23 protein-coding genes are annotated in these 22,176 nt (G+C 67.4%); 16 read left to right on the plus strand and 7 right to left on the minus strand.

Translation table 11 applies throughout. The features are described 5' to 3' along the window. Positions 1–10: 10 nt before the first annotated feature. Both C560_RS21325 and C560_RS0105540 read right to left on the minus strand, forming a co-directional pair. Entirely contained in the window at positions 11–1,126 is a 1,116-nt protein-coding gene (locus C560_RS21325) for an LCP family protein (RefSeq protein WP_231494277.1), read from the minus strand. A 75-nt stretch (positions 1,127–1,201) separates the two neighbouring features. Next, positions 1,202–2,260 (minus strand): LCP family protein, encoded by a 1,059-nt coding sequence (locus C560_RS0105540; RefSeq protein WP_026537443.1) that lies wholly within the window; start codon positions 2,258–2,260, stop codon positions 1,202–1,204. 373 nt (positions 2,261–2,633) lie between these two features. Between C560_RS0105540 and C560_RS0105545 the strand changes: the two genes are divergently transcribed. After that, positions 2,634–2,885, plus strand: coding sequence for a hypothetical protein (locus C560_RS0105545; protein ID WP_018775116.1), 252 nt, complete (start codon positions 2,634–2,636; stop codon positions 2,883–2,885). A gap of 82 nt (positions 2,886–2,967) precedes the next feature. Here the strand turns inward: C560_RS0105545 and C560_RS0105550 are convergent, their stop codons facing one another. Together C560_RS0105550 and arfB are read right to left on the minus strand one after the other, a co-directional pair. Then, positions 2,968–3,591: an arsenate reductase/protein-tyrosine-phosphatase family protein gene (locus C560_RS0105550; protein WP_026537444.1), complete on the minus strand. Its 624-nt coding sequence runs from the start codon at positions 3,589–3,591 to the stop codon at positions 2,968–2,970. A 107-nt stretch (positions 3,592–3,698) separates the two neighbouring features. After that, positions 3,699–4,121 (minus strand): alternative ribosome rescue aminoacyl-tRNA hydrolase ArfB, encoded by a 423-nt coding sequence (arfB, locus tag C560_RS0105555; RefSeq protein ID WP_026537445.1) that lies wholly within the window; start codon positions 4,119–4,121, stop codon positions 3,699–3,701. 104 nt (positions 4,122–4,225) lie between these two features. Between arfB and paaA the strand changes: the two genes are divergently transcribed. The 7 genes from paaA (at position 4,226) to galU (ending at position 10,208) form a co-directional block, all read left to right on the plus strand. Further along, complete coding sequence (paaA, locus tag C560_RS0105560; protein WP_026537446.1) at positions 4,226–5,257, plus strand: 1,2-phenylacetyl-CoA epoxidase subunit PaaA; 1,032 nt, start codon at positions 4,226–4,228, stop codon at positions 5,255–5,257. After that, on the plus strand, positions 5,254–5,613 hold the full coding sequence (gene paaB, locus C560_RS0105565; RefSeq protein ID WP_026537447.1) for a 1,2-phenylacetyl-CoA epoxidase subunit PaaB: 360 nt from the start codon (positions 5,254–5,256) through the stop codon (positions 5,611–5,613). The genes paaA and paaB overlap by 4 nt, the downstream gene beginning before the upstream one ends. Then, entirely contained in the window at positions 5,610–6,539 is a 930-nt protein-coding gene (paaC, locus tag C560_RS0105570; protein ID WP_018775121.1) for a 1,2-phenylacetyl-CoA epoxidase subunit PaaC, read from the plus strand. The genes paaB and paaC overlap by 4 nt, the downstream gene beginning before the upstream one ends. Before the next feature lie 11 nt (positions 6,540–6,550). Beyond that, positions 6,551–7,135, plus strand: coding sequence for a 1,2-phenylacetyl-CoA epoxidase subunit PaaD (gene paaD / locus C560_RS0105575; RefSeq protein WP_026537448.1), 585 nt, complete (start codon positions 6,551–6,553; stop codon positions 7,133–7,135). Between the two features lie 15 nt (positions 7,136–7,150). Continuing rightward, positions 7,151–8,389 (plus strand): 1,2-phenylacetyl-CoA epoxidase subunit PaaE, encoded by a 1,239-nt coding sequence (gene paaE / locus C560_RS0105580; protein ID WP_026537449.1) that lies wholly within the window; start codon positions 7,151–7,153, stop codon positions 8,387–8,389. Between the two features lie 50 nt (positions 8,390–8,439). Next, positions 8,440–9,219, plus strand: a complete 780-nt coding sequence (locus tag C560_RS0105585; protein WP_026537450.1) for an enoyl-CoA hydratase/isomerase family protein — start codon at positions 8,440–8,442, stop codon at positions 9,217–9,219. A 98-nt stretch (positions 9,220–9,317) separates the two neighbouring features. Continuing rightward, the gene (gene galU, locus C560_RS0105590) at positions 9,318–10,208 is read left to right on the plus strand and encodes a UTP--glucose-1-phosphate uridylyltransferase GalU (RefSeq protein ID WP_026537451.1); all 891 of its coding nucleotides are present in this window, start codon (positions 9,318–9,320) and stop codon (positions 10,206–10,208) included. Here the strand turns inward: galU and C560_RS0105595 are convergent. Continuing rightward, entirely contained in the window at positions 10,205–10,669 is a 465-nt protein-coding gene (locus C560_RS0105595) for an Lrp/AsnC family transcriptional regulator (RefSeq protein ID WP_026537452.1), read from the minus strand. The genes galU and C560_RS0105595 overlap by 4 nt on opposite strands. A gap of 159 nt (positions 10,670–10,828) precedes the next feature. Here C560_RS0105595 and pdhA point away from each other — a divergent pair, with 159 nt between their 5' ends. The 3 genes from pdhA to C560_RS0105610 are packed head-to-tail and all read left to right on the plus strand — an operon-like array spanning position 10,829 to position 14,813. After that, entirely contained in the window at positions 10,829–12,067 is a 1,239-nt protein-coding gene (gene pdhA, locus C560_RS0105600) for a pyruvate dehydrogenase (acetyl-transferring) E1 component subunit alpha (protein WP_018775127.1), read from the plus strand. Next, positions 12,064–13,176: an alpha-ketoacid dehydrogenase subunit beta gene (locus C560_RS0105605; protein ID WP_026537453.1), complete on the plus strand. Its 1,113-nt coding sequence runs from the start codon at positions 12,064–12,066 to the stop codon at positions 13,174–13,176. Before pdhA ends, C560_RS0105605 begins: the two co-directional genes overlap by 4 nt. Before the next feature lie 2 nt (positions 13,177–13,178). Next, positions 13,179–14,813, plus strand: coding sequence for a dihydrolipoamide acetyltransferase family protein (locus C560_RS0105610; protein WP_026537454.1), 1,635 nt, complete (start codon positions 13,179–13,181; stop codon positions 14,811–14,813). A gap of 48 nt (positions 14,814–14,861) precedes the next feature. On the opposite strand, the gene C560_RS0105615 is transcribed toward C560_RS0105610, so the two are convergent. Continuing rightward, a complete protein-coding gene (locus C560_RS0105615; protein WP_026537455.1) occupies positions 14,862–15,488 on the minus strand; it encodes a TMEM175 family protein in 627 nt (208 codons plus the stop codon). 231 nt (positions 15,489–15,719) lie between these two features. Between C560_RS0105615 and C560_RS0105620 the strand changes: the two genes are divergently transcribed. The 5 genes from C560_RS0105620 to C560_RS0105640 all read left to right on the plus strand — a co-directional run bounded on the left by C560_RS0105620 (position 15,720) and on the right by C560_RS0105640 (position 20,695). After that, positions 15,720–16,535: an MBL fold metallo-hydrolase gene (locus C560_RS0105620; RefSeq protein WP_026537456.1), complete on the plus strand. Its 816-nt coding sequence runs from the start codon at positions 15,720–15,722 to the stop codon at positions 16,533–16,535. A 117-nt stretch (positions 16,536–16,652) separates the two neighbouring features. Beyond that, positions 16,653–17,939, plus strand: coding sequence for a MinD/ParA family ATP-binding protein (locus C560_RS0105625; RefSeq protein ID WP_018775132.1), 1,287 nt, complete (start codon positions 16,653–16,655; stop codon positions 17,937–17,939). A 36-nt stretch (positions 17,940–17,975) separates the two neighbouring features. After that, the gene (locus C560_RS0105630; protein WP_018775133.1) at positions 17,976–18,713 is read left to right on the plus strand and encodes a GAF and ANTAR domain-containing protein; all 738 of its coding nucleotides are present in this window, start codon (positions 17,976–17,978) and stop codon (positions 18,711–18,713) included. A 38-nt stretch (positions 18,714–18,751) separates the two neighbouring features. Continuing rightward, positions 18,752–19,966, plus strand: a complete 1,215-nt coding sequence (locus C560_RS0105635; RefSeq protein ID WP_026537457.1) for an MFS transporter — start codon at positions 18,752–18,754, stop codon at positions 19,964–19,966. 216 nt (positions 19,967–20,182) lie between these two features. Further along, positions 20,183–20,695 (plus strand): hypothetical protein, encoded by a 513-nt coding sequence (locus C560_RS0105640; RefSeq protein ID WP_026537458.1) that lies wholly within the window; start codon positions 20,183–20,185, stop codon positions 20,693–20,695. A gap of 60 nt (positions 20,696–20,755) precedes the next feature. On the opposite strand, the gene C560_RS0105645 is transcribed toward C560_RS0105640, so the two are convergent. Next, the gene (locus C560_RS0105645; RefSeq protein WP_026537459.1) at positions 20,756–21,829 is read right to left on the minus strand and encodes a phosphatase PAP2 family protein; all 1,074 of its coding nucleotides are present in this window, start codon (positions 21,827–21,829) and stop codon (positions 20,756–20,758) included. Between the last annotated feature and the right edge of the window lie 347 nt (positions 21,830–22,176).

Genomic DNA, 22,176 nt, shown 5'->3' on the forward strand with positions numbered 1-22,176 from the left:
GAGCGGCGCCTCAATTGCCGTTCTGCAGGTTGTTGGCCGCGACGTAGCCGGCGAGCGTTCCCGAGCGCAGTGCGGCGGAGACCGCGGCGGTCGCGGCAGGGTCTTTCAGGACAATCGACTGGCCGTCCCGGCTGGTCCCGGTGCCGGCGGTCGGCAGGGTGAAGAACACGGCACGCCCCGGCGGGGTGTTCCGCAGGCTGAAGGCGAGGTTTTCCAGCGGCTTCAGGGTGAAGCTTGCGTCCAAAGTCACGTGCGGCAGCACCGTTTTGATGAGTTTGCGGACGGTGCCGCGGTCCGCCAGGCCGCCTTCGGAAGCCATCTTGGCCATCATGGCTTTCAGGAAAGTCTGCTGGTTCCGGACCCGCTGGTAATCGCCGTCGGCGAAGGCATGGCGTTCGCGGACAAAGGCCAGGGCCTGCAGCCCGTTAAGGTGGTTCACGCCCGCCGGAAAATGCACCTTGTCATCTGCGGTGGCGGTGAATGGCTGTTTGATGGTGACGTCGACGCCGCCGAGCGCGTCCGTCATGGCCGCGAACCCTTGAAAATCCAGCATCACCGTGTGGTCGATGCGGGCACCCAGCAGCACCTCCACCGTCCGCGTCATCAGCGGCACTCCGCCCAGTTCCAGGGCGGCATTCACCTTCGCGGCCCCGTGGCCGGGGATGTCTACCCAGAGGTCGCGCATGATCGAGATGCCGTAGACGGTCTTCCGGTCCGCCGGGAGGTGGATCAGCACAAGGGCGTCGCCGCGCTGGTCGGAGGTGGTGCCGCCGGCCGCCGCCGCCCGTTCATTCACCCGGCTGTCGCTCCCGATCAGCAGGATGTTGAGGGCGACGGCGGGTGGTTCCGGGGTGGGCGTGGGGCTGGGCGCCGGCGTGGGGCTGGCCGGCGTCGCGGTCGCGGCCGCCGGGGCTGCGGCCGGTGCCGTGGTTCCGGCCGGTCCGGGGCTGCCGGGCCGGGTCCCGGGGAGAACGTACGCCGCGACCGCGACGGCCACCGCGGCGGCGACCGCGAGAAGTACTCCCAGCAGCAGCATCGTCCGGCGGCGGGCGCCTGCCGCGGCGGGCGGGGGAGGGGGCGGGGACGCCGCGGATGCCGCTGCTGCTGGCTCCGGAGCGTTCCCCATAAGCGGACGCTACCACTGCGCCCGGCCGCGGACTATGGGTCCAAGGGCCTCTCTGGGCGCCTCACCCGGCCGGGGTTAGTTGCCGTTCTCGAACTTGTTCGCCGCGACGTATTCGCCCAGGGTGTCAGAGGCCATCGCCGCGGAGATTTTCTGGATGGCGTCCGGGTCGGCCAGCACGATCGACTGGCCGTCCGTGGACGTTCCGATGCCCCCGGTCGGCAGGGTGAACATGACGGTGTTCTGCGCCCGGATGTCCTTGAGTTCGAGCCCCAGCCCTGCCACGGCGCCCGAATCGAAGGTCTTGTCGACCGTGACGAACGGCGAGACGGCACTGACCATGTTGTTGATGGTGATCGGGTTGCTCAGCGTCTGGCCGGCGATCGATTTCTTGATGATGGCCCGCAGGAACTCCTGCTGGTTGCGGACCCGCTGGTAGTCGCCGTCGGCGTAGGCATGGCGTTCGCGCACGAAGGCCAGGGCTTGGGTTCCGTCGAAGGTGTGCTGGCCCGGGGCGAAGGACTGGCCAGGCAGTGCGGTCGAGGTGAACGGCACCTTGATGTTCACGCTTACCCCGCCCAACGCGTCGGTGAGTCCCTTGAAGCCTTCAAAGTCGATCATCGCCACGTGATCGATGCGCTGCTGGAAGATCGACTCGATGGTCTGGACCATCAGCGGCGTACCGCCAAGGGCCAGCGCCGAGTTGATTTTCGCCTCGCCGTGCCCGGGGATGTCCACCCAGAGGTCGCGCATGATGGACATGGTGTAGATGTTCTTGCGGTCCGCCGGGATGTGCATGAGCATCAGCGTGTCCGCGCGCTGGTTCGTGGGCGTTCCGCCCGCCGCATCAGCCTCGGCGGCGCCGCGGCTGTCGCTGCCATTCACCAGGATATTCATCGCGGAGTTTGTCTTCTGCGGCCGCGTGGATTCGTCGGGGAAGGCCTGCTCAATCTTGCTCGTACCGGAGTCGAAGGTCCGTGCCAGGTTGAAGAGGTAGCCGCCAGCCACCACCGCGACGAGCGCCACCACCACGGCGACGGCGATCAGCACCTTGCGGCCTCGGTGTTTCTTCAGGGGCCGCCGTTCCCTGGATCCGGCCGCGGGGACTTGGTCAGCGCTGTCGAAGGGGTGCGTCATGTGTTCCTCTTGGTCAGTCGGGACGGTGCCCGGAATCTATCTGGCCGTACTCAGGCTGGCTGCGACGGGGCCAGCCGCCGGAAAGTGGGCGCGGTGGCGGCCTTCTTTACAGTACACCGGGCACGGCAACAATACTTCTGGCCCAAGAAGGCGCCAGATAACGCGGGGTTTCCCGGATATGAAGCGCACTGTTGCCTGCGTCACACTCCCTGCCTAGGCTGGGGGCGGTCGCAGCGTCGCGGCCAAACCGGTCGCAGCGTCGCGGCCAAAGCAGTAAATGCACGAACAGGGGAATCGTTTGAACCACAAACTCCGGGTTCTTGTCAGGCTTGACCTCGATTGCGGTCAGGCAGAAGTAGCAGCGCAGGGACATGTGACGGCAAGAAGCCTCCAGGCCCTGTACGTGGTGGTCAAGCGGGCGAACCACCTGAGGGAAGGACTCCACCTGGTGTTGGATGTCAGCCACGCCGTGGTGGAGCCGGCGGCCCTTGAGCAGCTGCGGGAGTGCTCAGCCTCCCATCACCTGCCCGCCGCCATTGATCCGCTTCAGTCCGAATGCCAGCTCAGCATCGTGGCGCCGGTGGAAACGACGGCGGTACCCCGGGCCAGGATGTTGGCGGCATAGCTCCGGCCCGTCGAACGACACTCCTCCGGGAGTGCGCGGCTATTACGGCCGCTCAGCCGTTGCCAGTCAGCCGCTGTGCCGCTCAGCCGTTGTGCCGCTCAGTCGCGGTGCGCGCGAAACGCAGGATGGTGAAGAGCGCGGGCGCAAGCTCGTACTCCATCTGCCGGTACATTCCCTCGCCGCGTCCGTAGGGATCCACGACGTCGTCCTCTGAAGCGTCCTGGGCAAGAGTCAAGTGCCGGACCGCAGCGGCCCGGGCGGGCACCTCGCGCCAAAAGCTTCCCAGGTCCACGGCCGGATCCGCCGTGCCATCCCGCTGCGTGCTGCCCCGCTCTTCCAGGACGCTCAGCATGCGCGCGAACTCACGGACGGTAAACGTGCGCCGGAGCGCGGAGGCATCCAGCTGCAGCGCTTCGCCGCGGTGATGTGCGGCCATGGTCAGGACCAGATCGGTGTCGCGCAGGATCTTCGGCGTCAACTGCCGGGCGGCAAAGCCTTCCGGTGTTCCGCCATAGGCCCGGATGATATCCGCTGAGCTGGGCTGGACGGGCTCGCCCACCATGGCACGCGTGCCGGCACTCTCCACCTGGAAGGCGCCGGGTTTCATCCGGTCAAGTCCTGCCTGGAGCAGGCGCTCTGCGACGGGGGAACGGCAGATGTTTCCTGTGCAGATGGTCAGGATCCGAATGGGTGTGGACGACTCCAAGGCTTCCTTTTTCCGGGTCGTGATGCTTAGCGGCGACGTGATGTTCGAGCTTATCCTTCCCCGGGCACCGGCGTGCGTTTGCCCGCTGAAAGGATGCCTGGAGGGCGCTATTCGGCGGACGGCCGCCGTCGTTGCTGTTTCGTTGCAGCCCGCTGTTCCTTGGCGGCGAGGCGCCGACGGTTCGAGCCGCGGGTGGGTTTGGTCGCCCGCCGGCGGGCAGCCTCGGGGGCAAGACCCTCTGCCACGAGGCCGGCGAGCTTGGCCAGGGCGGTCTCGCGGTTGCGCAGCTGAGAGCGCTGCTCGGCGGCGGTCACGGTGATAACGCCGGCGATGAGGCGCCGTTCAAGGCGCGTGGCCAGCATCAGCCGTTGGCCATCCGAAAGCGCCGTCGAGGCCGCGACGTTCCACGAGAGTTCGACGCGGCTGTCCGAGGTGTTGACGTGCTGGCCGCCGGGCCCGGATGACCGCGAGAACCGCCAGCGGAGTTCCGACGCGGGAATGGTGAGCGCGGCCGACACCTCCAGATCCATAGAACCAGCGTTGCACGGATTCCTGTCCTTGACGCATCTCCGGCCTTCCGCATATCCTGAACGAACGGTCGGTAATTATTTATCGGAAATCATTAGGAGCAACCATGGCATCGCAGACCCTGCAGTCAGTGCCCGCCGAGCCATCGCCGGCACGGCATGAACCGAGCCCCGAGGACGCGGCCCGGCGCGACGCCGAGGGCCAGGCGTACTTCGACAAGGTCATGGCGGAAGATTCCCGGATCGAGCCGCGTGACTGGATGCCCCCGGCCTACCGCAAAACGCTCCTGCGCCAGATCTCGCAGCACGCGCACTCGGAGATCATTGGCATGCAGCCCGAAGCCAACTGGATCTCCCGCGCCCCGAGCCTGAAGCGTAAGGCCATCCTCATGGCCAAGGTCCAGGACGAGGCCGGCCACGGACTCTACTTGTATTCCGCTGCCGAAACCCTCGGCCAGCCGCGCGATCAGATGATGCAGGACCTGATGGACGGCAAGGCCAAGTACTCCTCCATCTTCAACTACCCCGCCCGCACCTGGGCCGACATGGGTGCCATCGGCTGGATGGTCGACGGCGCCGCGATCGCCAACCAGGTGCCGCTCTGCCGCGCCTCCTTCGGCCCCTACGGCCGGGCCATGGTGCGGGTCTGCAAGGAAGAGTCCTTCCACCAGCGCCAGGGCTTTGAGATCCTGCTGGAACTCTCCAGCGGCACCCCGGAACAGAAGCAGATGGCGCAGGAAGCGGTAAACCGCTGGTACGCCCCTGCCCTGATGATGTTCGGCCCGCCGGACGACGATTCGCCCAACTCCAAGCAGTCCATGGCCTGGAACATCAAGCGGTTCAGCAATGACGAACTCCGCAACCGGTTTGTCGGCATGATGATGGAGCAGGTCAAGGTCCTCGGCCTGACGCTTCCGGACGAGGACATCCGGTTCAACGAGGAAACCAAGAAGTGGGAGCACGGGCCGCTGGACTGGGCTGAATTCCATGAAGTCCTGGCCGGCCGCGGCCCCTGCAACGCCCAGCGCCTGGAACGGCGCCGCGAGGCACACCAGAACGGCGCCTGGGTGCGCGAAGCCGCCGCCGCCTACGCGGAAAAGCAGGCAAAGAAGCAAGCAGAAAAGGTATCCGCAGCATGATCCCCAACAACACCCCAACCTCGCAGGCTCGGCCGGGGACCCCTGTCGCCGTGGCCCCCGCCGAACCCCAAGCAGGAAACGTCTGGCCCATCTGGGAAGTGTTTGTCCGCTCCAGCCGCGGCCTGTCCCACGTCCATGCAGGATCGCTGCACGCGCCCGACGCGGCCATGGCCCTGCGCAACGCGCGGGACCTCTACACCCGCCGCAACGAAGGGGTGTCCATCTGGGTGGTCCCGGCCGAGGCCATCGCCTCCAGCGACCCCGATTCCAAGGGTTCCTTCTTCGAATCCCCCCAGGGCAAGGACTACCGCCACGCCACCTACTACACCAAGAGTGAGGGCGTGAAGCACCTGTGAGCACCACTCCCGAAACTGCCCTGCCGGCAGAAGAAACGGCCGGCCATGGCGACATCAACGTCGGCGTCACCGGAGCCAGCGGTAGCGGCGAGGCCACGGCCAGCGCCACCCGCATCACGCCCGGCAACGCCCTCCGTCCGGAGGACATTGCCCTCGCCGTCAGCCGCGGCTCCGCGAAGCCGAGCGAAGACGCTGCCGAGTTCGCGCTGCGCCTGGGTGACGACGCCCTGATCCTGGCCCAGCGGCTGGGCCACTGGATCTCAAGGGCCCCGGAGCTCGAAGAGGACGTCGCCCTCGGCAACATCGCCCTGGACGAACTGGGCCATGCCCGGTCCTTCCTCAGCTACGCCGGCGGGCTGGACGGGCGCAGCGAAGACGATCTCGCCTACTTCCGCAGCGAGCATGAGTTCCGCTCCGCGGCGCTCTTCGAGCAGCCGAACGGGGACTTCGCAGTCACCATCGCCCGGCAGTTCGTGGTCAGCTACTACCAGTTCGAGCTCTACCGCCGGCTGATGTCCTCCACCGACTCCACCCTGGCCGGCATCGCCGCCAAGGCGGTCAAGGAAGTGGACTACCACCGGGACCACAGCGCCCAGTGGGTGCTGCGTCTGGCCCTCGGCACGGACGAATCGCGCCAGCGGATGATCCACGCGTTCAAAGTCGTCTGGCCCTTCGTTGATGAGCTGTTCCACGATGACGAACTCACCGGACGCCTCAGCGAAGCCGGCGCCGCGCCCCAGCCGTCGAGCCTGCGCGAGGACTTCGACCGGCTCACCGGCGAGGTTCTGGCCGAAGCGGAGCTTGAGGTCCCCAACGTCCAGCCAACACCGGGCGGGGGCCGCCGCGGCCTGCACTCCGAACACCTCGGCTACATCCTCGCCGAGATGCAGGTGCTCGCCCGCGAGCACCCCGGGGCCAGCTGGTAGACACCATGGAAATGTTTGTCTCTGATCCGGAAACCGCCGAGCGCCGCAATGCCGCCAAGGGCAACACCGCCAAGGAAAAGGCCTGGGCGGTGGCTGCCACAGTGTGCGACCCCGAAATCCCGGTCCTCACCATCGCGGACCTCGGCATCCTCCGCGATGTCCAGGTCTCGACGGAACCAAGCACTGACGACGGCGGGATGGTTCCCGCCGTCCAGGTCACCATCACCCCGACGTACTCCGGCTGCCCCGCCATGGACGCCATCCGGGATGACCTCACCGCGGCTTTCCACCGCGCGGGGTACCCGAGCGTCCGGATCGAACTGGTCCTCTCGCCGGCCTGGACCACTGACTGGATGAGTGCGGAAGGCAAGGCCAAGCTGGAGCAGTACGGGATAGCCCCACCGTCCGGCCACACAGCTGTTGACGGAAAAGCAGTCCGGCACGCCGGCCCGGTCCGGCTCGCGCTTGCCGTCAAGTGCCCCCAGTGCTCATCCCTCAACACCAAAGAACTCACCCGCTTCGGTTCCACTTCCTGCAAGGCCCTCTACGTGTGCCAGGACTGCAAGGAACCGTTCGACTACTTCAAAGTCTTGTAAGGAACAGGTGCCTCCATGAAGGTTGTCCGCCAGACCGCCGCGGAGTCGGCCGCAGCCACCGGCCGCCGTCGTGCGTCCTTCCACACGCTGACGGTGGACGAGGTCCGCCGGCTCACCGACGACGCCATCGAGGTGACGTTCGGGGTCCCGGCCGAGCTCGCCGGGCAGTTCGACTACCTGCCGGGCCAGTACGTCGCGCTGCGCACCACGCTGCCCGACGCCGACGGCCAGCCGCACGAGATCCGCCGCAGCTACTCGATCTGCGCCGAACCGCGCAGTTTCGCGGACGGCAGCAGCGAAATCCGCGTCGCCATCAAGAAAGACCTCGGGGGCCTGTTCTCCACGTGGGCCAATGCCGAGCTCAAGGCCGGCGACGCCCTGGACGTCATGAGCCCCATGGGTGCCTTTGTCTCCAAGCACGGCCGCGACGGCAAATCTGTGGAACAGAACATCATGAACTCGATGAACCATCCGCAGGACATGGCAACGGAACTGGCGGGTGAGCCCGGCTCCTTCGTGGCGATCGCCGCCGGCTCCGGCATCACCCCGGTGATCGCCATCGCCCGCACCCTGCTGGCGGCCCACCCGCAGACCCGCTTCGACCTCATCTACGCCAACAAGGCCGCCATGGACGTGATGTTCCTGGAAGAACTCGCGGACCTGAAGGACAGATACCCCGCCCGGCTGGCATTGCACCACGTCCTTTCGCGTGAACAGCGGATCGCGCCGCTGCTCAGCGGCAGGATCGACGCCGAGAAGCTGCAGGCCCTGCTGGGCACCGCGATCCACGCCGACGACGTTGACGAATGGTTCCTTTGCGGCCCCTTCGAACTCGTCCAGCTCTGCCGGGACACGCTCGCCGCGCGCGGCGTCGCCCCGGAGCACGTCCGCTTCGAACTGTTCACCTCGGGCAAGCCGGAACGCCCCGAGGGCAACGTTGGCCGGCCCGTGGTCACGGACGAATCCAAGGAAACCTACAAGATCACGTTCAAGCTGGACGGGCTGCAGGGCGAAGTGGCCAGCCCCACCCATGCCCGCGAGTCCATCCTCAACGCCGCCCTCCGGGTCCGCCCCGATGTGCCGTTCGCCTGCGCCGGCGGCGTCTGCGGCACCTGCCGGGCCAAGGTGGTCAGCGGCAACGTCACCATGGACGAGAACTACGCCCTGGAGCAGGATGAGCTCGACAAGGGCTACGTCCTGACCTGCCAGTCGCACCCCACCACCCCGGAAGTCACGGTCGACTTCGACGTCTAAGGTTTTTCGAGGTTTTCCGAATCCAGGTTTTTTCGAATCCAAGGAGCCCCATGATTTCCCTTTCCATTGCCGACGGCGTCGCCGAGGTCGTCCTCGACGCCCCGCACAAGCTGAACTCCCTCGACGAGCAGGCGCTCGCGGATTTGTCCCGGGCGTACGACGACGCCGCTGACGCCGCCGCGCGCGGTGAAGTCCGGGCGCTGCTGCTCCGCGGCGAGGGCCGCGCCTTCTGCGCCGGCCGTGACATCGCCGGCGTGACCCCGGAGAGCGACGACGCGCAGGCCTACCTGGGCGGGCTCGTCCAGCCGCTGCTGAAGAAGATGAGCGCCTTCCCCGCGCCCACGTTCGCCGCTGCCCAGGGCGCCTGCCTCGGCGTGGGGCTGGGGCTGCTGCTGGCCACAGACGTGGTCTACGTGGCAGAGAATGCCAAGGTCGGCTCACCGTTCGCCAAGCTCGGCGCCACCCTCGACTCGGGCGGGCACTGGTATTTCACCGAGCGCCTGGGCATGCACCGGACCCTGGACCTGATCTACACCGCCGAGCTCATGAGCGGCGCCGACGCCGTGGCGCAGGGCCTGTTCAGCCGGGCCATGCCCGCGGCGGAACTGCTGGAGAATACCCGCGCCATCGTGGCCAACGTTGCCACCGGCGCCACGGGTGCGTTCCGGGCCAGCAAGGAGCTCGTCGCGCACATCCGGGACCAGCGGCTGGGGCTGTGGGAGGCCATGGAGGAGGAAAACGCAGAACAGGCACGGCTGTGCAAGAGCGAGGACTACGCCGAGGGTTTCCGCGCCTTCCAGGAGAAGCGCAGCCCGGTTTTCAAGGGCTGAGGGCCGGCCCGGCCGGGCGTCCCGGAAACGTGCTTTCGGGGTACTCGTCTTTGCTTCGAAGCATTTTCATTTCCGGAACCCGCTTGTAATGTTCGGTTATGACTCTGGGGAAATCTGTAAACAAGGCTGTCATACCTGCGGCGGGACTGGGAACGCGGTTCCTGCCGGCAACCAAGGCGATGCCCAAGGAAATGCTGCCCGTGGTCGACCAGCCGGCCATCCAGTACGTGGTAGAAGAAGCCGTCCGGGCCGGGCTGACGGATCTGCTCATGGTGACCGGGCGCCAGAAGCGGGCGCTGGAGGACCACTTTGACCGCGAACCCTCGCTGGAGCACGCCCTCGAACTCAAGGGTGATTTCGACCGGCTGGAGGCCGTCCGCCACGCTTCCCGCCTGGGCCCGCTGCACTACGTGCGCCAGGGCGATCCCAAAGGCCTCGGCCATGCGGTCCTCTGCGCCCGCCAGCACGTCGGGTACGAACCGTTCGCCGTCCTGCTGGGCGATGACCTGATCGACGAGCGGGACGAGCTGCTGACCGCCATGATGGAGGTCCAGGCCCGCACGGGCGGCTCCGTCGTGGCCCTGATCGAAGTGGATCCGGCGGAAATCAGTGCCTACGGCTGCGCCGACGTTTCAGCGGTGCCGGGCCAGGACCATGTGCGGGTCAACCGGCTCGTTGAGAAGCCTGCCGCAGCCGAGGCCCCGTCCAACCTGGCCGTGATCGGCCGGTACATCCTGCATCCGGAGATTTTCGATGTCCTGGAGGACACCCCGCCCGGCCGCGGCGGTGAAATCCAGCTCACCGACGCGCTGCAGACCCTGGCCGTGTCCGACTGCGAGGGCGGAGGCGTCTACGGGGTGGTCTTCCGGGGCCGCAGGTATGACACCGGAGACAAACTGAGCTACCTCAAGGCGGTCATCTCGATCGCTGCCGACCGGGTGGAGTTCGGCGAAGAGCTCCGGGCCTGGATGAAGGCGTTCGTCAGCTAGCGGGTGTCCAGGTCCTCGAACACCAGGAACGTCTGGGTGTCCAGCACCCCGGGCATGGACTGCAGCTGGTCGAAGATCACCCGGCGCAGGTCGATGTTGTCCACGGCGCGCACCAGCAGGATCACATCGAAGTCCCCGCCCACCAGCGCGATGTGGTGGACCTCCGGGATGGCGCGCAGGAGTTCGCGCAGCTCGCGCCAGGAATGCTGGCGCACCTTCAGCGTGACGTAGGCAGAAGACTTCAGGCCGGCCTTGATGGGATCCACCAGGGCGGTGAACTTGGTCAGGACGCCCTCGCCGGTGAGCCGGGCGATCCTGGTGTAGGCGTGGGCGCGGGAAATATGGACGTTCTCGGCCACCTGTGTCACCGACATCCGGCCGTCCCGGGTCAGCTCCGCAATGATGTTCCGGTCCACATCGTCCAGCGGCACCGCCACCTGCTCTGATTCGAGCTCTGCCATTCGTCTACAACCCCCGCCGGTAATCCAGCTCACACTTACGATTTGTCTTCCAGACTAGGGCAAATTCTTGGACATCTCCACGATTCCCCGGAGAGGTGGATACGAAACATCGGCTGGAGGCATACTGGGAAAGATTAGTGGCTACAGAAGGACGGACCAATGACGATCTCCGCAGACCACGCTGCGCAGCCAGCTGCGCAGCAGGCCGCGCAACAAGATCCAGCCGGTGAGGCCGTGAGCAAGTTCGGCATCACCGTTGAGGACTACATGCTGCCCGCCCGCCACCAGATCCAGATGGTGGGCCCGGACGGAACCCTGAATCCCCACACGGAGCAGGGCACCCAGCCGGGGCACGAGTACAGCCTGCCCAGCGAAGCCGAACTGATGGCCGCTTACGAGCAGCTCGTCGTTGGCCGCCGCGTCAATGACCAGAACTCCGCGCTGGTCCGGCAGGGCCGCATGGCCGTCTACCCCTCGAGCCACGGCCAGGAGGCGTGCCAGGTTGCCGCCGCGCTGTGCCTTGCCGAGGGGGACTGGCTTTTCCCCACCTACCGCGACTCCGTGGCCGTCATGGCCCGCGGCGTGGATCCGGTCCAGACGATGACGCTCTTCCGCGGCGACTGGCACGGCGGCTACGACCCCGCCAAGAACAAGGTCGGCATCCAGTGCACCCCGCTGACCACCCAGCTGCTGCACGGCGTCGGCGTTGCCCACGCCGCCAAACTGCGCGGCGAGGACACCGTGGTCCTGGCCATGTGCGGCGACGGCGCCACGAGCGAAGGCGATTTCCACGAGGCCCTGAACTTCGCCGCCGTCTTTCACCTGCCCGTGGTCTTCTTCGTCCAGAACAACCAGTACGCGATCTCCGTGCCGCTGGCGCACCAGTCCGTTGCGCCCTCGCTCGCCCACAAGGCCGTGGGCTACGGCATGGCGGGCGAACGCGTGGACGGCAACGACATCGTGGCCCTGCTCGCCGTCCTCGGCCGGGCCGTCAAGCTCGCCCGGGAAGGTTCCGGCCCGCTGCTCGTGGAGGCGCACACCTACCGGATGCAGGCGCACACCAACGCCGATGACGCCACCCGCTACCGGCAGGACAGCGAAGTCGCCGAATGGGTGGCGAAGGACCCGCTGAGCCGGATGCAGACCTACCTGACGGACCGCGGCCTGCTGGACGACGACCGCGCCGCCAGGATCGCCGAAAAGGCAGAGGCTGTGGCCACGCAGCTGCGCGAGGGCCTCAGCGAAGAGGTCCCGGTGGAACCGCAGGATCTCTTCAAGTACGTCTTCTCCACCCCCACACCACAGCTGAAGGAACAGTCCGCCATGCTCGCCGACGAACTGGCCCGCGACGCCGCATCCACCGCAACCGCATCTGCTTCGAAGGGGGCCGGGAAATGAGCCCCACCATCACCACATCCTCCGAGGCGAACGGCAACGTCAGCGCCGCGACTGCGCGCGCCGCCGCCAAGGCTGCTGTTGCGGCCGAGCAGGCCGGCCCGCAGACCATCACCCTGGCCAAGGCCCTGAACACCGCGATGGCGGACGCCATGCACGCGGATCCCTCGGTCCTGGTCTTCGGCGAGGACGTCGGCATGCTCGGCGGCGTCTTCCGCATCACGGACGGGCTCACGAAGACCTTCGGCACGAGCCGCTGCTTCGACACCCCGCTGGCCGAATCCGGCATCGTCGGCATGGCCGTCGGCATGGCTATGAACGGCATGCGCCCGGTCATCGAGATGCAGTTCGACGCGTTCGCGTACCCGGCCTTCGAACAGATCGTGAGCCACGTCGCCAAGATGCACAACCGCACCAAGGGCGCCGTGAAGCTGCCCATGGTCATCCGGGTTCCGTACGCCGGCGGCATCGGGGGAGTGGAGCACCACTGCGACTCGTCCGAGGCCTACTACGCGCACACCGCCGGCCTGAAGGTCTTCACCCCGGCCACCGTGGCCGACGGCTACCGGATGCTCCGGGAAGCCATCGACTCCGACGACCCCGTCATGTTCATGGAGCCCAAGAAGCTGTACTGGTCCAAAGACCAGGTGGACCTCGATGCGCTGCGCGCCGAACACGCCGCGAACACCGAGCACGGCACGTCCTCCGAGGGCCGCGCCGCCGTCGCCCGCCCCGGCACCGACGCCACCCTGATCGCCTACGGCCCGTCCGTCCCGACGGCGCTCGCCGCCGCGGCCGCCGCCGCCGAGGAAGGCCGCTCGCTGGAAGTGATCGACGTCCGCTCGATCGTGCCGTTCGACGACGAGACCGTCTGCGCCTCGGTCCGCAAGACCGGCCGCGCCGTGGTCATCGCCGAGGCCCACGGCTTCGCGTCCGTGGCCTCGGAAATCGTCGCCCGGGTCCAGGAACGCTGCTTCCACCACCTGGCCGCACCGATCCGCCGCGTCACCGGCTTCGACGTGCCCTACCCGGCGCCGAAGCTCGAGCACTACTACCTGCCCGGCGTGGACCGCATCCTCGACGCCGTTGACGACCTCCAGTGGGAAGACTGACCATGAGCGAACCGAAAGTATTCCTCCTGCCGGACCTGGGCGAAGGCCTCACCGAAGCCGAACTCGTGAACTGGCTCGTGTCCGTGGGCGACGAGATCCGCGTGGACCAGCCGATCGCCGAGGTCGAGACGGCCAAGTCCATGGTGGAGGTGCCCTCGCCATACGCCGGCACCGTGGCCGTGCTGCACGGCGAGCCCGGCCAGACGCTCGACGTCGGCAAGCCGCTGATCTCTGTGATGCCTGTTGGTGCTGCTGCTTCTTCCGTTTCTGGTGGTGCTGGTGGCGCCGCCACAGGCGATGCCGCCCCCGGTGGTGCTGGTGGCGGCGCCACAGGCAATGCCGCCCCCGGTGGGGCCGGCACGGATGTTGCCGCCCCCGCCCCTTCGCCGGACGGCATTGCTGCAAGCAGCATGCCGTCCGGCTCCGACAGGCCCGATGCCACTCCCGGGGCGGCATCATCCGCGCCGGCCGGTTTCGCTGCTGGCTCACCTGCTGCTGTTGCGGCTGAGGCTTACCGCGAGGAGGAGAAGGCCGGGTCCGGCAATGTCCTGATTGGGTATGGGACTCCGGGCGGGCATGGGGTTGCCCGGCGGACTCGGGCTCCTAAGCGGGCCGCGGTGGCTGAGGCTGTCAGCGGGGTCTCTGCTGCCGAGAAGGCTGCCGATGACCTGGTGCTGATGCGCACTCGGGTTCCCGGGAAACTGGGGGCCGTTATTTCTCCGCTGGTTCGCCGGATGGCGCGCGATCATGGGGTTGATTTGGGGGAACTCCAGGGGTCAGGGGCCAGCGGGCTCATCATGCGGCGCGATGTCGAGGCCGTCATCAAGCCGTCGCCGGTGGTTGAGCGCCCGATTGCGGAGGCTGCTGCTCCTGCTGCGCCGGCCGCGGCATCCGGAGACACCGACGCGCGCACCGGGCTGGGCATTTCCGGACGCACAGCGGTCCGGGGCGTGCGCAAGGCGGTCGCGGCGAACATGACGCGCAGCCGCTCCGAGATCCCGGAAGCCACCGTGTGGGTGGACGTGGACGCCACTGCGCTGGTGGAGATGCGTGCCGCGCTGAAGAAGGCGGACCCGCACAGCACCCCGGGGCTGCTGGCCTTCATCGCCCGGTTTGTTACTGCCGGGCTCAAGAAATTCCCGGAGCTGAACACCCGGATCGTGACCACCGAGGATGCCGCGGGCGGCGCGATGCAGGAGATTGTGGCCTTCGACGGCGTCAACCTCGGGTTCGCGGCGCAGACCGACCGCGGACTGATGGTGCCGTCGGTGCGGAACGCGGACAAGCTCAGCGCCCGCGAACTGGACGCCGAGATCCGCCGCCTCACCGCCGTCGTGCGCGAGGGTAAAGCGACCCCGGCGGAACTGGGCAGCGGCACGTTCACGCTGAACAACTACGGCGTGTTCGGGGTTGACGGTTCCGCCGCGATCATCAACCACCCCGAGGTGGGGATCCTCGGCGTCGGGCGGATCATCGACAAGCCCTGGGTGGTCAACGGCGAGCTCGCGGTCCGCAAGGTCACCGAACTGACGCTCACGTTCGACCACCGGGTGTGCGACGGCGGCGCGGCCGGCGGCTTCCTGCGCTACGTCGCGGACGCGATCGAGAACCCGGGGTCGGCGCTCGCGGACATGTAAGGCGTAACCGGGATCCGCATCCCGGATGAAGGGACGGGGACCGCACAGTCAGTCTGGTGCGGTCCCCGTGCTCTCCGGCCGGGCCGCAAGCCACCGTGCCAGCCACGATGCGGGCAGGAGCAGCAGCCACACGAACGGCGTGTAGGCGTTCAGGACGAACGCCGCCGGGATGGAGAGCAGGAAGACCAGCGCCACGGCAATCCGCGCATAAAAGATGCGGCGGTGGACGTGGGCGGCCATCTCGCGGTCCATGAGCCCCGCGTGCTCCGCATAGCCCCAGATGGCCGCCAGCATCAGATAGACCGCGGCAATGTTGGCGGCGTACAGGACGCTCGGCCACGGGGTGGGATCGTCCCCGTAGTCACTGAGGACCGCCGTCGGACCGGGCAGCATGGCGATGAAGAACAAAAGGGCCAGGTTCAGCCAGGCCAGGTTCGCATTGAAACGGCGGATGAGGGCAAAGTCGGAGTGGTGGGACATCCACGTCTTGGCGATGATGACAAAGGACAAGGCGTACGCCAGCAGCTGCGGCAGGGCAGCAACCAAGGCGTCGTCCACCTGCTCCGCGGGAATGCCCTCGGGCAGTTTCAGGTCCAGGGCCAGGAGCGTCAGGGCGATCGCGAAGACGGCATCGCTGAAGAACACCATCCGCTCCAGGGACGTGCCGGATTTCAACGGGAGCCACCCCCATTCGTTCGGTGGAGCACCTGGCTGCTCGAGGGAAGTAGCCCACAGGCTACACCGCCGCGCAGGCCACGACGAGGGGTCCGGGCATACCCGCCGCGGGGACGGGACGGGCACGCCCTGACGGGAATTTCCAGCCAGCGCGGGTAGAATCGAGGCCTGTACAGCACCAACAACGCCGGACCAACAATGCCGGAAAAGCGTCGGAAATACGGAGATTCAATGTCACGATGGCTCGAAGTCGGTCCGGACAACTACGTACTGACAACCCAAGGTTCCCTGCTCAACACGGGTCTGGTGGTCGGCACCGAGCGCGCCATGGTGATTGACACCGGCGGCGGCCCCCGGCAGGGCCGCGAGATCCTGGCCGCCGTGCGGGAAATGACCGGGCTGCCGCTCGTCGTCGTCAACACGCACGCCCACTACGACCACTTCTTCGGCAACGCCGTCTTCGCCAGTGACGGCGTCACGGAATTCTGGGCGCACGAGAACTGCGCCGCGGAAATCGAGGAGAACGGCGACGAGCAGCGCCGCCTTGTGGCCTCCGCGGAACCCGAGATGGCGGCCGGTCAGGGCTCCGACGCTGAGCTGGTGGTTCCGAACGCCATCGTGAAGGACCAGCCGGTCCTCGTGGATCTTGGCGGACAGACCGCCACCTTGTTCTATCTGGGCCGCGGCCACACCGACGGCGACCTCCTGGTCGGCACGGCAAGCACCCTCTTCGCCGGCGACCTCGTTGAACAGGGTTCCCACCCATCCTTCGAGGACTCATTCCCGGAAGACTGGGCCGACGCCCTCCGTCACCTCTCGGCGCTGCGGCACCGCTACGAATTCCTGATTCCCGGCCACGGCGAACCGTGTTCGGACCAGTTCGTCAAGACCATGGCCAACACCATGACCACCGCGGTCCGGCAGGCGATCCAGGCCACCCGGGAAACCCCGGACGATGCAACCAAGGCCATCCCGATCCTGCCCTACGGCCCCGAACAGTCGCGCTGGTTCATCAAGCGCCTGCAGGACACGCGGGCCCACCGCTAAGTCCAGATAAATGGCGGTGATGGTAAGCGTGCTCATTACTGCCCCTAGACTTGTTCCTTGAACGATGTCAATCGAGCACTGCAGCGGTCTGCGCTGTGATCCCTGGGGGGAACGAACATGCCAGAACCGGTCGAAAACAAGACCGCCAACGCCCTCGCTGAAGCTGAAGCAGCTGAAGAGCAGGCCCAACTTCCGCGTCGGAGAGACCGCCGCCGCGGCGACGACTCTGACGCCTGGACAGGAACCATGCCCATCATTTCGAGCAACCAGGCCGAACAGCGCCCTTCAGCCCCCAGCAGTTCCTGGGCGGAGGCCGCCGCTGCCGCCGATGCGCCAGCGCGCCCGCAGCCTGCCAAACCGTCCAAGGATCCCGTGCTGAAGCCGCCTGCCCCCGAGGCCGCTCCTGCCGTGCCCGCCCAGCCCACCCGTTCCACCCGTTCGGCCAGCAGGGCCGCGGCCCTGGCCGACGCCCCGCTGCCCGACTTCATCAGCTCCCCGGGTCTTTTTGTCCGCGAGCAGAAGCCCCGGCCCGTCGGCGGGTTCCGCGGCGCCCTCTACAACCTGACCGGCGGCGGGCTGAACCTGGGCCCGAGTGCCCGGCAGCGTGAGGAAGACGAGCTGGCCCGGCGCATCTCCCGCCAGCTCCAGGGCAGCTACAACACGGCCGTCCTGAGCCTCAAAGGCGGCATCGGGAAGACCTCCACTACGGTCGGCGTCGGACTGACCCTGGCCGAGTTCCGGGGAGATCCTCCGTGCGCCATCGACGCCAACCCCGATTCCGGCGACCTCGTCGAGCGCGCCCTCGGCGAAGGGATCTACCAGCAGCAGAGCCCGCGCACCATCACGGACCTGCTCAAGAACATCGAGTCAGTCGATTCCCTCACGGCCCTGGCCCGCTACATGCACCACGCCGGCAGGCTCCACCTCATTGCCGGCGAACAGGACCCCGAGGTTTCCGATTCGCTGACGGCCGAGGAATACCTGCGGATCCGCAAGCTCATCTCCGCCTACTACTCAGTGGCGCTGATCGACTGCGGCACGGGCGTGACGCACAATGCCATGAGCGGCATCCTGCAGTCGGCGGACAACCTGATCATCGCGGCCGGCTATGCCGTCAGCGGAGCCAAGCGGGCCCGCAGCACGCTTCACTGGCTGGCCAGCCACGGCTACGAAGACCTGGCCCGCAACGCCGTCGTGGTCATCACCGACAAGGACGAGGTGTCCACCCGGGTGGACAAGGACGCCATCGAAGAACACCTGTCCGGCATCTGCCGCCAGCTGATCGCGGTTCCGCACGACCGCGGGGTGGCCGACGGCGACCTCGTCACCCTTGATGTGCTTCGCCCCGAAACGCGGCGCGCATACCGGGAGATCGCCGCGGCAATCGTCGACGGATACGTCTAAGCGCGACCCGTGCCGACCTCCGCGGTACATTTGAGCATGGCCAACAACTCACTCGGGGTCGACGCCGCCCGCCACCTCCAGGACCTGCTTCTGGGAACCGACAACGTCGAGGACTTCCTGGGGCGCCTTGCGGAGTTCTCGGCCGCCACCCTGAGCCGTACGACCGGCGCCGAGATTGAGTGCGGCGTGACCTTGCAGCGCCGCAAGCGGACCATGACGGTCGCGGGCAGCAGTCCGCGGGCAGTCACCCTGGACCGCATCGAACAGACCCTCGGTGACGGCCCCTGCATCGAGGCGCTGCGGACCAGGTCCGTGGTCCTGCTGGCGGATGTCGACGCCGATCCCCGCTGGCCCGACTACCAGCGGCAACTTGCTGCCAACGGGTGCCGCAGCACCCTGGGCGTTCCGCTGGAAATTGGCGACGACGCCGCCGCGGCCCTGAACTTCTTCGGGGCGGACACCGGGCTGTTCACGGACGATATCATTGCGGAGGCGGCCGGATTCGCCGACCTCGCCGGCCGCGCCCTCCGGCTGGCGGTGCGGCTCGGAACCTTCCAGTCCCGGGCCGAAGATCTCCAGTCGGCCATGGAACACCGCACTTCCATCGATCTCGCCTGCGGTGTGATCATGGCCCAGAACCGCTGCTCCCAGGACCAGGCCATGGCCATCCTCACCAAGGTCTCCAGCAACCGGAACCAAAAGCTCCGGGAAGTCGCCGCGGACGTGCTCCGGCACCTCACCAGCGAGGAAGTCCGCACCCACTTCGACGCGTAGGGCAGGGACGGCCGCGGTGGATGCCTAGGATGAAGGGGATGACCACCACACGCCTCGCGCCCTTCAGCCTCCGCAGCATCGCCGTTCCCGCGTTCGGGCCGGCCCTCATGTTCAGCCTGGGCGAGGGCGCGATCCTCCCCGTGGTCGCCCTGTCCGCCCGCGATCTTGGCGCCTCCGTGCCCGGTGCCGCGCTGATTGTTACGCTGATCGGCCTCGGATCGTGGTTCTTCAACCTTCCGGCGTCGCTGATCACCCTGAAATTCGGGGAACGCTGGGCGATCGTGGGGGCCGCGGCCGCCAGCGCGTTAGCCCTCGCCGCGGCGGCCGTCGCTCCGCTGTTTTCCGGCGGCCTTTGGGTGCTGGCGGCGGCGATGGTGGTGGTCGGCATGGCCGCCAGCGTATTCAGCCTGGCCCGGCAGAAATACCTGACCGAGGCCGTGCCGGTCATGCTCCGGGCCCGGGCCCTGTCCACCCTCGGCGGCGTCAACCGGATCGGGATCTTCATCGGCCCGTTCGTTGGCGCCGCCGTGATGCAGTTTGCCGGCATCAGCGGGGCCTACTGGGCCGGCGTCGTCGCGATGGCCGCCGCGGCAGCCGTGTCCGTCACCATCCCCGACCTCGAGGCGAAGCCGCTGCCGGCCGGCGGCGTTCCGGCGCAACAGCCCACCTTGCGCGGGATCGCGGTGTCCCACGCCGGCGTCTTCCTGAGCGTGGGGATCGGAGTCCTGCTGCTGAGCGGGCTGCGCGCCTCGCGCCAGGTGGTCATCCCGCTGTGGGCCGATCACCTGGGCCTGGACCCCACCCAGGCCTCGCTGATTTACGGGATCTCCGGGGCGATCGACATGCTGGTGTTCTATCCGGCCGGAAAGCTGATGGACCGCAAGGGCCGGCAATGGGTGGCCGTGCCGTCCACGCTGATCATGGGGTCGGCCATGGTGCTGATTCCGCTCAGCACGGGCTTCGTTTCGCTCATGCTGGCGGCGCTCCTGATCGGGTTCGGCAACGGGATCAGCTCGGGCCTGAACATGACGCTCGGGGCCGATTTTTCGCCGGACAACGGCCGGGGCCAGTTCCTGGGCATCTGGCGCTTCATGGCCGACGCCGGAGCGACCGGCGGGCCCGTGCTACTCTCCGCCGTCACCGCCGTCGCGTCCCTGGGGGCCGGCGTGGCCGCGACCGGCGTGATCGGCTTGGCCGCCGCGGCTGTGTTCGCTGTGACCATTCCCCGGCTCAAGCACCGCCGGAACTGCTGAGCGCTGCCGGGCCCAGAACGACAAGCAGGTAGCGACTACTCGGGTGCATGCTAAGCGGGCTTAGTAGGGTCGGGCCAGTGCGCCGGTGCATTCCATGCCGGCCCTACGTGGGGCGGCACGAGTGCCGTTGTCAGGGTCCGCCCGTGATTATTTGCAGCGCATGGTCTCCGCCCGGATGGGTGATGCGTTTCGACGCAAAAAAATGAGGAGATGCTCATGTTAGGAAAACAGTCCCGCTGGTTCGCGCCTCTGGCGGCCACGGCAGCCATGCTTCTAGCCGCTTCGTCTGCGGGTGCAGCTGAACCGGAAATAGCCATCATTCCGGCCGCGGATTCGTGTGTCGGCTTTGATCTTGGCCTCACGGCCACGGGCGGCGGGATCAAGGAAATCAAGTTCAGCAACGGCAACCTTTACAGGGTGGGCACAGGAGTGGTCCTCACCTGGTCCAACCAGGGCCTCAACGGTTCTGGGAGCAACGGGAAGACGTACACGGTGAAAACGTCCGGTTCCGTGGCCAGGTATGTCAAGAACCCGGGCGGAGAGTCCTATACGCTCACCCTCACCGGCCACAACGGGTTTGTCTTCTTCTCGGGGGACGCCGGAGGTCCCGGGGTCTTCCAATACACCGGACGGGTGGTGCTCACCGTTGACAATCCGGTTGACAATAACGTGGAATCCGTGGACGCCAGTGCGGGCAAGGCCGTGGACATCTGCGCACGTCTCAGGTAGCTGTCGCAGGATCCGCGTAGGCCCGGGCACGCTGTGCTGCCCGGGCCTACGTGCGCCACGCTAGCGTTCCTGGCCCGGGGGCCTGTCCGGCCGTCGTGGGTCCGGCTGCCGGGCGGCCAGGCCGAACAACCACACACCGGCCACCGTGGCGAGGTAGCCGGCAATGACGATCAGCGCCGTGCCGGCCCAGAAGTAGCTGATGGTGCTGACCTCCTGCCCGCCCGGCCCGATGCTCAGCAACGCGACGGCCGCCACCCCGGCCGCGGCAAGACCGGTGAGAACGGGAAGCGCCACCCACACCCTGGCTGAGGCCCAGTGCTCGTTGTAGCCGTTCCAGACATTCCACCCCGGGCCCCGGCGAATGATCAGCCAGCCGGCCGGGACCATGAAGGCTCCGACCACCAGGAAGGCCGCCACCACATCGGCGGGCCGGTGCCACTGGTTGATCAGCGTGGACACGCCGGTGGCGACGGCGAAGCTGCCGCCCAGATAGCCGGCCAGCGGCCGCCAGCGCGGCGAGACCATGAGGAACACGGCAGCGGCGGCCGAGGCCGCCATGGTGGTGTGGCCCGAAGGCAACGAATTCAGCTCCAGCGTCTCGACGCCGCGGTACGGCCGGACCGGAAGCCAGTCCTTCAGGATCTGGGTGGCCAGGTTGGCGCCCACGCACGCCGCAATCGCAATCACCGCCGCAGACCAGCGGCGCCGCAGGATAGTGACGAACACGACCACAACCGATGCGATCACCACAGAGAGCGCCGGCAGCCAGTCCAACAGCTTGGTGGCGGCCTTGCCCGCGGCACCGCTGAGCGCCACGGCTTCCACGAGGGCCGATTCGTCAATGAACTGGCCCGTGGTGGTACGGACAAAGAAGACGTATGTGGCGGCCAGCGCCGCGACGCAGGCAACCGTGGCCAGCACGAACAAGGCGGCGGTGGCCTTGCCGGGGGACCGCTGGGCCTGCGGATCCGGTGTGGCGCGGGTCCGAGCGCTGCGCCCCGGAGTTTCGGGCGAACGGGCCGGGAGGACTTGTGTTTCCGCGGCCTGTGTTTCGTGGACCGGTATCATCTGGACCTGGGTTTTCTGGACTCGGGCAGACGGGTCCCAGGAAGTGCGTTCCTGCCGAAAAGTCATGCCATTAAGAGTCCCACAGAACCCTGCGCGCCAGCTGAAGGACCCGGCGCGTGGCTGGGACGGTCGAACCTGCCAAAAAACGAGTACCCACTACTCGTGCGCCGCCGGACCGGGATTTGTAGAGTCGCGTGTGCCGGCGCGGCTTGTCCCCGGCACGACGCTCCTTGAGCGGGGCCGGCGGAGACGAGTTTCCTGGACCAGGGACTCACCCCCAGTCGACGCCGGCCCAATCAAGGACCCACGCCCGGCTCCCGGAACTCCATCCCCGTACTGCCTCCCCGCGCTGCGCGTCCCAGGCCGGTGTCCAGGCATAGCTTCGCAGTGCATTTCTCTCAGTGCATTCCTCG

It is taken from the genome of Arthrobacter sp. 9MFCol3.1, from assembly GCF_000620385.1.
In the GTDB taxonomy this organism is placed as follows: domain Bacteria; phylum Actinomycetota; class Actinomycetes; order Actinomycetales; family Micrococcaceae; genus Arthrobacter.

Bases quoted from the DNA above. Each gene is read 5' to 3' on its own strand.
- C560_RS21325 (WP_231494277.1), bottom strand. From the start codon at position 1,126: ATGGGGAACGCTCCGGAGCCAGCAGCAGCGGCATCCGCGGCGTCCCCG.
- C560_RS0105540 (WP_026537443.1), bottom strand. From the start codon at position 2,260: ATGACGCACCCCTTCGACAGCGCTGACCAAGTCCCCGCGGCCGGATCC.
- arfB (WP_026537445.1), bottom strand. From the start codon at position 4,121: ATGGATCTGGAGGTGTCGGCCGCGCTCACCATTCCCGCGTCGGAACTC.
- paaA (WP_026537446.1), top strand. From the start codon at position 4,226: ATGGCATCGCAGACCCTGCAGTCAGTGCCCGCCGAGCCATCGCCGGCA.
- paaB (WP_026537447.1), top strand. From the start codon at position 5,254: ATGATCCCCAACAACACCCCAACCTCGCAGGCTCGGCCGGGGACCCCT.
- paaD (WP_026537448.1), top strand. From the start codon at position 6,551: ATGTTTGTCTCTGATCCGGAAACCGCCGAGCGCCGCAATGCCGCCAAG.
- paaE (WP_026537449.1), top strand. From the start codon at position 7,151: ATGAAGGTTGTCCGCCAGACCGCCGCGGAGTCGGCCGCAGCCACCGGC.
- C560_RS0105585 (WP_026537450.1), top strand. From the start codon at position 8,440: ATGATTTCCCTTTCCATTGCCGACGGCGTCGCCGAGGTCGTCCTCGAC.
- galU (WP_026537451.1), top strand. From the start codon at position 9,318: ATGACTCTGGGGAAATCTGTAAACAAGGCTGTCATACCTGCGGCGGGA.
- C560_RS0105595 (WP_026537452.1), bottom strand. From the start codon at position 10,669: ATGGCAGAGCTCGAATCAGAGCAGGTGGCGGTGCCGCTGGACGATGTG.
- pdhA (WP_018775127.1), top strand. From the start codon at position 10,829: ATGACGATCTCCGCAGACCACGCTGCGCAGCCAGCTGCGCAGCAGGCC.
- C560_RS0105605 (WP_026537453.1), top strand. From the start codon at position 12,064: ATGAGCCCCACCATCACCACATCCTCCGAGGCGAACGGCAACGTCAGC.
- C560_RS0105610 (WP_026537454.1), top strand. From the start codon at position 13,179: ATGAGCGAACCGAAAGTATTCCTCCTGCCGGACCTGGGCGAAGGCCTC.
- C560_RS0105620 (WP_026537456.1), top strand. From the start codon at position 15,720: ATGTCACGATGGCTCGAAGTCGGTCCGGACAACTACGTACTGACAACC.
- C560_RS0105625 (WP_018775132.1), top strand. From the start codon at position 16,653: ATGCCAGAACCGGTCGAAAACAAGACCGCCAACGCCCTCGCTGAAGCT.
- C560_RS0105630 (WP_018775133.1), top strand. From the start codon at position 17,976: ATGGCCAACAACTCACTCGGGGTCGACGCCGCCCGCCACCTCCAGGAC.
- C560_RS0105635 (WP_026537457.1), top strand. From the start codon at position 18,752: ATGACCACCACACGCCTCGCGCCCTTCAGCCTCCGCAGCATCGCCGTT.
- C560_RS0105640 (WP_026537458.1), top strand. From the start codon at position 20,183: ATGTTAGGAAAACAGTCCCGCTGGTTCGCGCCTCTGGCGGCCACGGCA.
- C560_RS0105645 (WP_026537459.1), bottom strand. From the start codon at position 21,829: ATGACTTTTCGGCAGGAACGCACTTCCTGGGACCCGTCTGCCCGAGTC.